Annotated in this window: 19 protein-coding genes; all 19 read left to right on the plus strand. The window is 36.3% G+C overall.

Going from position 1 to position 12,366, the window contains the following annotated elements; all coding sequences use genetic code 11:
• Positions 1-105 precede the first annotated feature (105 nt).
• The 19 genes from tpx to AAEU33_RS12720 all read left to right on the plus strand — a co-directional run bounded on the left by tpx (position 106) and on the right by AAEU33_RS12720 (position 12,207).
• A complete protein-coding gene (gene tpx, locus AAEU33_RS12630) occupies positions 106-603 on the plus strand; it encodes a thiol peroxidase (protein ID WP_172278849.1) in 498 nt (165 codons plus the stop codon).
• 94 nt (positions 604-697) lie between these two features.
• Complete coding sequence (locus tag AAEU33_RS12635; RefSeq protein ID WP_345987878.1) at positions 698-1,270, plus strand: Crp/Fnr family transcriptional regulator; 573 nt, start codon at positions 698-700, stop codon at positions 1,268-1,270.
• A 67-nt stretch (positions 1,271-1,337) separates the two neighbouring features.
• Positions 1,338-2,027 (plus strand): alpha/beta hydrolase, encoded by a 690-nt coding sequence (locus AAEU33_RS12640; protein WP_345987879.1) that lies wholly within the window; start codon positions 1,338-1,340, stop codon positions 2,025-2,027.
• An 85-nt stretch (positions 2,028-2,112) separates the two neighbouring features.
• The gene (locus tag AAEU33_RS12645; RefSeq protein WP_345987881.1) at positions 2,113-2,460 is read left to right on the plus strand and encodes a VOC family protein; all 348 of its coding nucleotides are present in this window, start codon (positions 2,113-2,115) and stop codon (positions 2,458-2,460) included.
• A 14-nt stretch (positions 2,461-2,474) separates the two neighbouring features.
• Positions 2,475-2,870, plus strand: a complete 396-nt coding sequence (locus AAEU33_RS12650; RefSeq protein WP_345987882.1) for a glyoxalase superfamily protein — start codon at positions 2,475-2,477, stop codon at positions 2,868-2,870.
• 275 nt (positions 2,871-3,145) lie between these two features.
• Complete coding sequence (locus AAEU33_RS12655) at positions 3,146-4,357, plus strand: DUF763 domain-containing protein (protein ID WP_345987884.1); 1,212 nt, start codon at positions 3,146-3,148, stop codon at positions 4,355-4,357.
• Positions 4,358-4,499: 142 nt separating this feature from the next.
• The gene (locus AAEU33_RS12660) at positions 4,500-5,090 is read left to right on the plus strand and encodes a Crp/Fnr family transcriptional regulator (protein ID WP_273648317.1); all 591 of its coding nucleotides are present in this window, start codon (positions 4,500-4,502) and stop codon (positions 5,088-5,090) included.
• A 77-nt stretch (positions 5,091-5,167) separates the two neighbouring features.
• On the plus strand, positions 5,168-5,578 hold the full coding sequence (locus AAEU33_RS12665; RefSeq protein ID WP_172278836.1) for a VOC family protein: 411 nt from the start codon (positions 5,168-5,170) through the stop codon (positions 5,576-5,578).
• Positions 5,579-5,601: 23 nt separating this feature from the next.
• A complete protein-coding gene (locus AAEU33_RS12670) occupies positions 5,602-6,063 on the plus strand; it encodes a hypothetical protein (RefSeq protein WP_273648316.1) in 462 nt (153 codons plus the stop codon).
• A 65-nt stretch (positions 6,064-6,128) separates the two neighbouring features.
• The gene (locus tag AAEU33_RS12675; RefSeq protein ID WP_172278832.1) at positions 6,129-6,653 is read left to right on the plus strand and encodes a DinB family protein; all 525 of its coding nucleotides are present in this window, start codon (positions 6,129-6,131) and stop codon (positions 6,651-6,653) included.
• Between the two features lie 3 nt (positions 6,654-6,656).
• Positions 6,657-7,433 carry an alpha/beta hydrolase gene (locus AAEU33_RS12680; protein ID WP_345987886.1) on the plus strand — a complete coding sequence of 259 codons (777 nt, stop codon included), beginning with the start codon at positions 6,657-6,659 and terminating at the stop codon, positions 7,431-7,433.
• A 109-nt stretch (positions 7,434-7,542) separates the two neighbouring features.
• The gene (locus AAEU33_RS12685) at positions 7,543-7,974 is read left to right on the plus strand and encodes a VOC family protein (protein WP_172278827.1); all 432 of its coding nucleotides are present in this window, start codon (positions 7,543-7,545) and stop codon (positions 7,972-7,974) included.
• A gap of 78 nt (positions 7,975-8,052) precedes the next feature.
• Positions 8,053-8,466, plus strand: a complete 414-nt coding sequence (locus tag AAEU33_RS12690) for an SRPBCC family protein (RefSeq protein ID WP_172278824.1) — start codon at positions 8,053-8,055, stop codon at positions 8,464-8,466.
• 32 nt (positions 8,467-8,498) lie between these two features.
• A complete protein-coding gene (locus AAEU33_RS12695; protein ID WP_273648312.1) occupies positions 8,499-8,744 on the plus strand; it encodes a DNA-directed RNA polymerase subunit alpha C-terminal domain-containing protein in 246 nt (81 codons plus the stop codon).
• A gap of 206 nt (positions 8,745-8,950) precedes the next feature.
• A complete protein-coding gene (locus AAEU33_RS12700; protein WP_345987888.1) occupies positions 8,951-9,808 on the plus strand; it encodes a VOC family protein in 858 nt (285 codons plus the stop codon).
• Between the two features lie 46 nt (positions 9,809-9,854).
• On the plus strand, positions 9,855-10,688 hold the full coding sequence (locus AAEU33_RS12705; RefSeq protein ID WP_345987890.1) for an SDR family oxidoreductase: 834 nt from the start codon (positions 9,855-9,857) through the stop codon (positions 10,686-10,688).
• A gap of 46 nt (positions 10,689-10,734) precedes the next feature.
• Complete coding sequence (locus tag AAEU33_RS12710) at positions 10,735-11,163, plus strand: SRPBCC domain-containing protein (protein ID WP_345987891.1); 429 nt, start codon at positions 10,735-10,737, stop codon at positions 11,161-11,163.
• A gap of 35 nt (positions 11,164-11,198) precedes the next feature.
• Positions 11,199-11,639 carry an SRPBCC domain-containing protein gene (locus AAEU33_RS12715; RefSeq protein WP_273648309.1) on the plus strand — a complete coding sequence of 147 codons (441 nt, stop codon included), beginning with the start codon at positions 11,199-11,201 and terminating at the stop codon, positions 11,637-11,639.
• Between the two features lie 109 nt (positions 11,640-11,748).
• A complete protein-coding gene (locus AAEU33_RS12720) occupies positions 11,749-12,207 on the plus strand; it encodes a hypothetical protein (RefSeq protein ID WP_345987893.1) in 459 nt (152 codons plus the stop codon).
• Positions 12,208-12,366 lie beyond the last annotated feature (159 nt).

Consider the following 12,366-nt stretch of genomic DNA (forward strand, 5'->3'; position numbering starts at 1 on the left):
ATTAATCCTATATAAGTTTTTATACTTTAAGAATTATTTAACCTTTATTTGAACGAAAAAAATGGCATTTTTAACTAAATTTGAAAAACCGTAAAAAAATAAATTATGTCCAATATAACGTTAAAAGGAAACGCAGTTCATACATTAGGTAATTTACCAGCTGTTGGAAATACCATTAAGGATTTCGCATTAGTGGATTCAGGATTGAATATTAAAACCCTGTCAGACTTTGAAGGAAAGAAAAAAATATTTAATATTTTTCCTAGTATTGATACAGGAATATGTGCGGCTTCTGCCAGAAAATTCAATGAAGAAGCTTCAAATTTAAATAATACAGTAGTAATTAATGTTTCCAAAGATCTTCCATTTGCCTTAGGCAGATTTTGTGCAGCTGAAGGTCTGAATAATGTTGAAACACTATCTGATTTCAGAAGCAGCTTCGGTGATGATTATGAGGTAACTATTACAGATTCTCCTATGAAAGGTCTTTTAAGCCGGGCAGTGATCGTTACTGACGAAAATAATAAAGTAGTATATACGGAGCAGGTTCCTGAAATTGGAAGCGAACCTAATTACAATGCTGCTCTTGAAGCATTAAAATAATTAAGAATTTATTTCTTTAAAGAGCCTTGTGGGATTTATTTTTACAAGGCTTTTTTGAATTCAAAATACACAAATAACAAATGAAAAATAAATTATGTCCGATAACTACACTAAGTATGGTGCACTATTCCAAGTTGACCAAGAACATTTCGGGGAGTTCTTTTCCCTCCTTAAAGATACACATCTTTTAAAGTCTGATTTTTTTCTTAAACAAGGAGAAAAATGCAAATACCTGGGCTTTATTAAAAGCGGAACGATAAGAAGCTTTTACATCAATGATCAGGGCCGTGAGATCAACTTCGGTTTCTATTTTGAAAATGAATTTTTTACGGACTATGAAAGTATACTTTGCGATACGGTCTCCAATATGAATATTCAGGCTATAGAACATTGTGAGATCTTACTTTTAAGTAAAGATGATCTTCAAAATCTATATAAGAAGGAAGCTTACTGGCAAAAGTTCGGAAGGATGATGAGCGAAAAGATCTATCTTGATGCAAAAAAGAGAATTGATGATTTACTATGCTATTCTCCTGAAAACAGATACCTGAATCTTTTAAAAAGAAACCCTATGCTTGTTCAGAAAATAGTCCAGAAGCATATCGCAAGTTATCTGGGGATAACGGAACAGTCATTAAGTCGTATAAGATCCCGGATTATTAATTAACTTAAGTTAACGTGTATTGGTTTTTAAGAACGTAGTTTTACTAGTGTCAAACTTAAAAATAGCAATTATGGATCAAAAAGATTTAACCATTATTTTGGTACACGGAGCGTGGGGAGACGGTTCCCACTGGCAGTATGTTATCCCTGCACTTACGAAAGCAGGATATAAGGTAAGAAGTGTTCAAAACCCTCTCACAACTCTGCAGGATGATATTGACAAGACTAAGGATTTGATAGATGCACAGGATGGGAAAGTTCTCCTGGTTGGTCACTCTTACGGAGGGGCTGTCATTTCAGGAGCCGGAAATCACGATAAGGTTGTAGGTTTAGTATATATTGCCGCTTTTGTACCGGATGCCGGTGATAGTCTGGGCTCGCTTTTAGGAAGAAGAGAGTCTCCTGGAGGAGCAAGCATTTACCCGGATAGCAAGGGCTTCCTTTGGATCAAATATGATGAATTCCAATCAGCATTTTGCCAGGATCTCGATGATGAAAAGGCATTGGTCATGTCATTATCCCAAAAACCGATTCATAGCCAATGTTTTGGTGATACAGCAGGTGAACCGGCATGGAAAACAAAGCCGAGCTGGTACCAGATTTCATCAAAAGATCGCATGATACCTGCTGAAACAGAAAAGGAAATGGCAGAGCGAATGAATCCTAAGAAAATTATTTCTTTAGATGCTGGGCATGCCTCCTTAGCGTCTCATCCCAATGAAGTAACACAATTGATCTTAGAAGCTGCAGCGGCCTTGTAAGACAATTTAGTAAAAATAGCTATACGCCTTGTGATGATTCTGTGTATCTTCACAAGGCTTTTTTATTGATAAGAACTTCAAAAATATGGTAAAAAGAATTGTAGCTAACATTAAGGCAGAAGACTTGTCCATGGCAGATCATTTCTATCATGGTATTTTAGGTCTGGAAATAATAATGAATCACGGATGGATCAAAACATTCGGAAGCAATGAAGAATCAAAGGTTCAGATCAGTTTTGCAATGCAGGGAGGAGATGACACGCCGGTTCCTGATTTGTCTATTGAAGTTGATGACGTAGAGGCTATCTATAAAAAGATGAAAGATTCAGGCTTTGAGATAACTTATGACCTTACAGATGAGGAATGGGGTGTTCGTAGATTTTTTGTCAGAGATCCCTTTGGAAAGTTAATTAATATCCTTTCACACGAATAATTTAATTATCAAACATGAGAGCAGAACAAGTAATACCGGTCCTCAGAATTTTTGATTATAATAAAACCATAGAATTTTACATTGATTGGCTTGGTTTTGAAATTGTATGGGAACATCGTTTCGAAGAAAATACCCCTGTTTATCTGGAAGTAAAGAAGGAAAACATCATCTTTCATTTAAGTGAACATCACGGAGATGCAAGTCCTGGAAGCAGTGTTTTTATCTGGGGTGAAGACGTGGCACGCTATTATAAAGAACTGATTGATAAGAAATACAAATACAACAGGCCGGGGTTGGAAAAAACATTTTATGATGCAGTAGCTTTCACAGTTAATGATCCTTTCGGAAATAAAATAATTTTCAATGAGAAATTTGATGCAGAGAAACATAAGGAAGTGGAGTTTATTTGATAAAGTAATGGTAAGTGTGAAGGATTAAAAGATTAAAAGATTTAAAGATTTGGATAGGTTACGCGTATTATTGTTTGTCATTCAAGACGAAGCGTAAGGGAGTAATATTTTTTAATATTATTAAAAGCGGGATTCAGTCCGTTTTCAACAAAACTGTCCAATGGCTTTAGCCAAATCTTATTTATTAAACTCGTCCTAAACATTAGTGTCATGTAAAAAAATAATGATTCAAATCATTAAAACCTTATTAAATAACCTCTAACTTTACACCTTAAATGAAACGTTCAGGAACAGCAGATCTCCCTTTACACTATGGCAAAGTGCCGCCATGGCTGTATGAGCGTATGTATACTCTTGGATTGTCCATCATTGAAGTGATTTTGATGGATTATGGTAAGGATGAGGTTTTGAGAAGACTGGCCGATCCGTTTTGGTTTCAGAGTTTTGGAGCCGTTATGGGAATGGACTGGCATTCATCAGGCATTACAACCTCTGTAATGGGAGCTTTAAAACGCTCTATTAATCCGAATTCAGAATCACTGGGGCTTTATATTTGTGGGGGAAAAGGGAAATTTTCAAGAGAAACTCCTTCGGAACTTCTTCAGATTGCTGATAAAACAGGCTTGAACGGTACTGAGCTGGTAAAGGCGAGCAAGCTCTCTGCGAAAGTGGATAATACAGCAATTCATGATGGGTATCAGTTATACCTGCATAATTTTATCCTGGCAGACAATGGAAGCTGGAGTGTTGTTCAGCAGGGAATGCATGAATCTGATGGAACGGCAAGGCGCTATCATTGGCATTCGGAAAATATAAAATCGTTTATTGAAGAACCGCATACGGGAATAAATGGTGTTCATAGAGGAAAAATTCTTAATCTTACCGATGCGCAGGCTTCAGAAAACAGAAAAGGAATTCTCGAGATTTCTCATACGGATTCCGCAGAGATTATGAACGATTTTTCCCGTCTGATTCTCCCTGATTATCACGATGTCCGCGCTTCTGACGTAGATTTAAAAAGATTGGGGGCTCTTTTATATGTTACCCGTGAACAGCAGCCTCAAAATTTTGAAGATCTTTTAATGCTGGAAGGGGTGGGACCAAGGACGATGCAATCTTTGGCTTTGGTAAGTGAGGTGATTCATGGGGCACCGTCAAGATTTTCGGATCCGGCCAGATTTTCTTTTGCACATGGCGGAAAAGACGGACATCCGTTTCCTGTTCCTACGAAAGTGTATGACCAGAGCATCGATATCCTTCGAAAAGGTATTGAAAAATCTAAGCTGGGAAATTCAGATAAACTTAAGACATTAAATAAGCTGCATCAGGTAATAGCAACAACGGAAAAAGATTTCACACCAGATTTTGATATTCAGCAGGTTATAGAAGAAGAAAGGCAGAATTCGTGGAGATTTGGAGGGAAAACTGTTTTCGGAGATGCTAAAAAACCAATCAAGCCTAATGATATTCAGCTTTCTTTGTTCTGAGAAGGCAATCACCATATCAGGTGAAATTATTTATAATATAAGCAGAAAGTGATTTGATTTCGGGCTATTTACATTTTCAACAACTTTTTTGATTCAGTTCCGATAAAAATTTTAATTTTAGAATCTAAAAAATATTCATCTTATGAGCAGTAAGTCCTTAGAAATTTCATATGATTTCCCTTTTTTTATGCACGAAGAGCTCGATGAGATCTTTCAGGCGCATGAAAAAATAAGTTTTCAGAAAGGAGATTTTATTCTTGAAGAAGGAAAAATGGCTAATGAATATTATATTTTAGATAAAGGGCTTGCAAGATCCTTTGTTAATGACTTTAACGGGAATGAAGTAACCACTCATTTTTTTACGGAGAATGAAATTATCATAGAAGTATTATCTCTTTTCCAACGAATTCCCTCTCAGGAGAATATCATCTGCATTACCGATTGTGAATGCTGGAAACTGGATTATGATACTTTTCAGAACCTGTTTCATAAAATTCCCAACCTGAGGGAATGGGGGAGATCGTGGATGTCCCAGCAGCTCTTTGCTTATAAGCAGCGTTCTGTAGAAATGTTTACCTTATCTGCTACCAGAAGATATCTTAATCTCCTGGAGGAGAAATGCCAGGTGATTCAGTATGCTCCTTTAAAGCAGATTGCTTCTTATCTTGGAGTAACAGACACTTCTTTAAGCAGAATCCGTAAAGAATTAGTTTCCCATCCAAAGAAAAATTAAATCTTGCCATAAGGCAAGATGATTCTGATATCGACTTGGTAATTTTGGTTAAAAGTTTAACACTAAAATTACAAAAAATGAAAGTCAATCAAATTTACGTAAATCTTCCGGTAAAAAGCGTTGAAGATACAAGAGCATTCTGGACGAAGCTTGGTTTTGAAATCAACGAGCAGTTTTCAGATGAAAAAGCTGTTTGTGTGATCATGAAAGAAGACAATATTTATGTCATGTTCTTAATGGAAGAGTTTCTAAAAACCTTTACAGACAGACCTGTTGCAAAAGGCGATACCACTCAGGTACTTCTTGCCATAGGTGTTAACAGCAGAGAAGAAGTAGATCAAATGGTTCAGACAGCGCTTGCCAATGGAGGATCCAAATACAGCGAGCCTCAGGACCACGGATGGATGTATCAATGTGCTTTTGCCGATCTGAACGGACATCAGTGGGAAGTAATGTTTGCAGATATGTCCAAATTACCAACGGAATAGTTTAATTCCCAAAAATACCTATTATGGAATCGAAATCAAACGACATTGAAATCATCAATCTACAGGTTCTTAGTAACTATAAAGTGATTCTGATGAATATCGATGGCATCAGCAACGAAGAAGCGATGGTTTTTCCCAATGGTGATGCCAACTGTATGAACTGGATTTTAGGACATTTAATCTATATACGAAATGCATTTATTAATGTTCTGGGAGGAGAATCAGTATGGGATGAAGAGAAATATTCTTGCTATAACAGGGGAGAGATTCCTTTACAAAGAAAAGATGAATTTGCGGATTTTGAAACATTAAAATCCTATCTGGATGAAACCCAGGACCGGCTGATACAAAAAATCAGCCACCTAGAAAGAATCAACCCCGATCAGGTTAACGATATAGCTACATTATGTCTTCATGAGATTTATCACAGTGGCCAGTTCGGTTATCTTCGGAGAATTCTCGGAAAGCCGGGAGCTATCAAGTAATAATATGCTTTAAAAACATGTTTTACAGCAGACCTTTAAAGATTAAAAATTAAAACCATATCGTTATGGATACACCAAAATCAAAAAAATTAGAAATTGTGATTCCTGCCTACAGGATGCACTCACAAAGCTTTTTAAATGTTTTAGAGGGCATTTCAGAGGAAGATGCAATGAAAAGAATTGACGGTAAAACGAATCACATTGTCTGGATGGCAGGTAATTTTCTTAATATGCGCTATGGACTGGGATCAGTTTTAGGTCTTCAGGAAGAAGATCCATACACAGACCTTTTCTTTCAGGGAAAAGCATTGGATGAAAATTTCAGCTATCCTAGCATTGCTCAATTAAAAGAAAGCTTTCACCATATTTCACCAAAGGTTTATCAAAAACTATTAGAGGCAACAGATGAACAATTGGATGAGATTTTTGAAATAGGGATGAATATTTCTTTTTACTCAGAAACAAAACTCAATTTTACGGGAATGTGTATAGGCCGGGAAGATTATCTGTGCGGACAAATGGGATTGATGAGGAAGATTTTAGGATACCCGGGAATGAGTTATACTACCGATGAAAATTTAAAATACTAACCCATGGATCTTAAAGAGAAAGGCTATAAAAAAGTCAATGGAATTCAGATGTATTATGAAGTATATGGAGAAGGAAAACCTTTGGTTTTAATCCATGGCGGGGGTTCTTCAATTTTATTTGACTACAAGGAAATTATTTCCAGGCTTGAATCTCAGTTTCAGTTAATAGGAATTGATCTCCAAAATCACGGGATGAGTGAACACCGGGATATTCCTGAAACATTTGAGCAGGACGCTCATGATGTAGCTCAACTGCTAAAAGAACTGGAAATAGGAAAAGCTTCATTCTGGGGTTTTAGTAACGGAGGAAGTACAGTAATGCAAATCGCTCATCATCATCCCGGTTTGGTGGATAAACTCATTGTAGCTTCTGCGTTTTTTAAAAGAAGCGGAATGATAGAGGGCTTTTTCGATTCCATGTCCGAAGTCACTTTAGACTCAATGCCGGAACCTTTAAAGATCAATTTTCTGGAATTAAATCCTGACTTCTCAAAGTTGGAAAATATGTTTCAGAAGGATAGCAAGAGAATGCAGTCTTTTGAAGACTGGGATGAGAAAGTTTTGAAATCTATTGAATCGCCGACTCTTTTTATCTCGGGAGACCGCGATGTAATAAGACCTGAACATGTTGTCGAAATGTGGAGGTTGGTTCCTTATTCTCAGCTTATGATCCTTCCTTCTACTCACGGTTCTTATATGATGACTGATTTTGAGGGTAAAACCGATAGCAAGCTCATCGATTTGACTGTGAACGAAGTAGTCAAATTTTTAAATCATTAAACTTTAACATCAATTGAAGTAAATCATTCTGACAAAACGGTTGCTTCATCTGTTAGTAATGATCTCTTTTACAATATAAACATAATTATAACTTTAAAAACCAAACATCATGGCAAAATTAAATCCGTACCTTAATTTTAACGGTACAGCAGAAGAAGCTTTCAATTTTTATAAATCAGTTTTCGGGGGAGAGTTCAGAGGAGAAGTTCATAAGATGGGCAACGCTCCGGGAACGGAAAACCTTTCTGATGAAGAAAAAAACAGAGTAATGCATATTGCGTTACCTATCGGTGACGACCTTTTAATGGCATCAGATATTGTTCCCGGATTCGGACAAACACTTACCGTAGGAAACAACAATTATGTTTCCATATTTCCTGAATCAAGGGAAGAGGCAGACCGTCTTTTTAAAGGTTTGTCTGAAGGCGGAAATATAGAAATGCCTATAGAAGACCAGTTTTGGGGAGATTATTTTGGAAGCTTCCAGGATAAATATGGTGTTCATTGGATGGTGAACTATAATGATGAATCGGCAAAATAATCCTATATTTAACTTCATTATCTTAGGGCAGCTGTAAGTTGGTTGCCCTGTTTTTACAACAATCACAAAAATATAACTATGGAACCCATTAAAATAGACATTACCATTTTAGCTCCAGTTGAAAAAGTTTGGGATTATTTTAATACTCCCAACCATATTACAAAATGGAACTTTGCTCATGAAAGCTGGCAATGCCCAAGTTCTGAAAATGATCTGAGAGTAGGAGGCAAGTTCAAAAACAGAATGGAAGCCAAAGATAAAAGTTTCGGATTCGATTTTGAAGGTACTTATGATGTGGTTATACCGAATCAGAGGATCAAGTATCATTTGGAAGATGGCAGAAATGTGGAAGTGATCTTTGACAGTATTGATGCCAATACAACAAAGGTTACCGAAATTTTTGATCCTGAAAAACAAAATTCTGTGGAAATGCAAAGGGATGGCTGGTATGCGATCCTCGATAATTTCCATAAATATGTTGAAAATCATTAAATTTCTTAACAATCATGATCAATTTAGTCATAATGGCAAAATGTTTAAGTTCCATTTGTGCTGTTAATCATGTTGTTCCCGGAACTTTTCTGCAAGGCGTTCTTTCCATGCCTGCAAGACGTGCCTTAGAAAAAGAGAAAATTGATTCCCTGGAAAAATTATCAGATTATTCTGAGGAGGAAATCCTGCAGCTTCATGGGTTTGGAAAGAACACTTTAAAAAAGCTTAAGATTTATATGCACGAGCATCAGATTTACTTTAAAGAGTTTAAAGAATAATAGCTGGTCTTACGGTTCATATTTTCAATCCGAATAATAATGAACTTTTTTATAAAAGTATATTTTCATTAGATTATAACGTCATCGATATACAGTTGGCCGTTAAAAAATGATATCGAAATAAGGATTTGTTTTAGTTCGATAAGACAACAGCATATCCGTTATTACAAAATAAAACAATATCAATCACCCTAAAAAAATTAATTATGAATAACGATATTTTTCCGTGCCTTTGGTGCGACGGAGAGGCTAAAGAGGCTGCAGAATTTTACAGCAAAGTATTTAATGGACGAATTACAGCAGATACACCAGTTGTAATGAATGTAGAATTATTCGGGCAAAAGTTAATGCTGCTTAATGGTGGCCCTCAATTTGAAAAAAATCCTTCCATCTCTTTCATGGTAATCTGCGAAACAGAAGATGAAGTACAAAGATATTGGGATCATCTTATTGACGGTGGTTCTGCTTTAATGGCACTGGATTCTTATCCATGGAGCAAAAAATTCGGATGGTTGAGTGACCGTTATGGGGTGAACTGGCAATTGCTTTTCGGCGAAAAGGATGGTGATCAGAAGGTGGTGCCGACATTAATGTTCATGCATGATAATAATGGTAAAGCAATGGAAGCAATGGAATTTTATACCCATACTTTTCCCAATTCAAACATTGTAAATGTCATGAAATATAAAGATGGGGGCGAATCCAATGAAAATCCCGAAAACGTACAACATGCCAGTTTTAAAATAGACGGATACAGCTTGTACTGTATGGACTCTTCTTATGATCACAAATTTGATTTCAATGAAGGGGTTTCTATGGTGATTATGACCGACGACCAACAGGAGACAGATCATTTATGGAACACCTTGATTTCAGGAGGTGGAAGAGAAAGTATGTGTGGATGGTTAAAAGATAAATACGGTGTCAGCTGGCAAATTGTACCCAAAAGACTGATCGAATTAATGAATGATTCCGATCAGGGTAAAGCTCAAAAAGTAGTGCAGGCCATGATGCGAATGCAGAAAATTATTATAGAAGATTTAGAAGTGGCTTATAAATCATAAAGTGTTTTCGGCTTGTTGTTTGATGCTGTTTATAAAAGATCGGCGTATGAAAACACAGAACAAATCACAATCCAAATCTAAAGTACCCAAAGAGGGCATGTTTCCCGAGATCATTCGTGAAAACTATTTGGGAAGTAAAAAACTTCTGAATAAGAAAGCCGTGATTTCGGGTGGAGATAGCGGAATAGGACAAGCGGTAGCGGTGCATTTTGCAAGAGAAGGAGCGGATATTATCATTATTTACAAAGAAAGTGATAAAGATGCCCGCGAAACTTTAAAGCTGGTAGAAAAAGAGGGACGGTCATGTATTTTACTCAAGGGGGATGTTTCCAAAAAAACTTTCAGAACTAAATGTCTTGAAAAGGTAAAAAAGGAGTGGAAGACCCTTGATATTCTCGTCAATAATGCCGGAATACAATTTCCTAAAGATGATATTGAGAAAATATCCGACCAGCAGATCCTTGAGACCTTTAATGTAAATATTATTTCAATGATTGCTTTGACGAGGGATTTTCTATCAGTCATGGAAAGCGGAGCAAGAATTATTTGTACCACGTCCGTCACTGCTTACCGTGGAAGTGATCACCTGATTGATTATTCTGCAACAAAAGGAGCTATTGCAACATTTATACGGTCATTGGCAACCAATCTTGCTGACCGGAAAATTTTGGTTAATGGAGTCGCTCCGGGGCCCATCTGGACACCGCTGGTAAAAGAAACATTTGATGACCTTTCTACATTCGGTAAAGATAATCCCCTGAAAAGGGCTGGACAGCCTTCTGAAGTTGCACCGGCTTATGTTTTTCTGGCTTCTGAAGATTCAAGTTTTATTACCGGAGAAATCATTCATATCAACGGAGGGGATTTTGTAGGAGGTTAATGAATGCTGCCAATTTTAGAACAATCACTTAAATATTATATATAACATGGAAAAATTATCGTACGAAATACAAATCAATGCAACTCCTGAAAAAATATGGAGTGTACTTTGGGGTGAAATAACCTACAGACAATGGACAGCAGTTTTTGCTGAGGGATCATTTTATCAGGGAAATCTTGAAGAAGGAAGCATTGTAAAGTTCCTCGATCCCAATAATAATGGAATGTTTAGTAAGGTGGAAAAAAATATACCTAATAAAGAAATACGGTTTCTTCACCTTGGAGAAATTGTTGCCGGAGTTGAAGCTCCTCAGGAATGGGGGGAGGCAACAGAGTCCTATTTCCTGAAAGAGATCGATGAAGGAACATCTTTAAAATGTGAAATTCAGACTCCTGAAGAATTTAAAGGGTTTTTTGAAGAGAAATTTCCTAAAGCATTGGAGATTATAAAAAATCTTTCTCAGAATCAGCTGTAATTTTATGATCTACTAAAATCACCTAAAAATATAATATGGAAACTTTATCATACGAAATCGTTATTAATGCTCCCTTACAAAAGGTCTGGGATATTTTATGGGGAAAAGAAACCTACACTGAATGGACTCAGTTTTTCAGTCCGGGATCTCACATGAAATCTGACTGGAAAGTCGGTGGAAAAACGTATTTCCTGGATCCTAATAATGAGGGAATGGTATCTACTATTGATAGTCTCAATGAGCCGCATGAGGTTATATTTAAACATCTGGGCATGGTGAAAGGTGGAGTGGAAGATACAGAGAGTAAGGAAGTAAAAGAATGGAGTGGCTCTTTTGAAAAATACATCCTTATTGATTTTGATGGAAAAACCAAACTCCATGCTGAAGTCCAGGTTGAGAAAAGCTGGAAAGACCATTTAAATATGGGTTTTACAAAAGGACTGGAAGTTGTAAAAAATCTTGCAGAGAAAAATTAATTATGAATTAAATAGTTTCCCCGTACAGGTAGGATGAATATAGAGGATTTTTGTTTTATTTTTATGTAACTATACAGAAATAAATTTTGAATCTGTAGTACCTTAAAAAATGAAACTATTATCTATTCTTTTCGTTACGTTTATTATAGCTTTGGTCGGGACAAAGCTACTTCAGGGACAATGGAACTTTCTTTTTTCCGGTAACCTGGGAATGGCTGTTTTTATCCTGTTTACCGGCTTTGCTCATTTCAAATTCCAAAAGGGAATGGCAATGATGATTCCTGATTTTATACCTGCTAAAATGTTTTGGGTATACGCTACGGGAATTATTGAAATTGCTGCCGGCATCGGTTTGATGATACCATCGTTACGTGAAACTACGGCAATTTTGCTGATTATATTTTATGTATTGGTTTTTATCGCCAATATAAATTCCTCAAGAAAAAAAGTTAATCTTTTCAAAGGCGATTATACGGGGCCGGGAGTGTCTTATTTATACAAAGAAAGGCTTCCCATGCAGATCATACTGATTGCCTGGACATGGTATTTTGGAATTTATTTAAATTAAAAATATAGTGTAATTATATAAAATAACGGAGATAAGTTAGTCTTCGTTATTTTTTTTCACATAAAAGAGAGAAAAAATGTAACATTTGCGTTAGATTAAACGTCTAATTTATAGAGCATCTTTTTTTGCTAATGTTTTTAATTCAAATCAATCCAAGCC

The organism is Chryseobacterium sp. Chry.R1, assembly GCF_039645525.1.
GTDB lineage: Bacteria > Bacteroidota > Bacteroidia > Flavobacteriales > Weeksellaceae > Chryseobacterium > Chryseobacterium proteolyticum.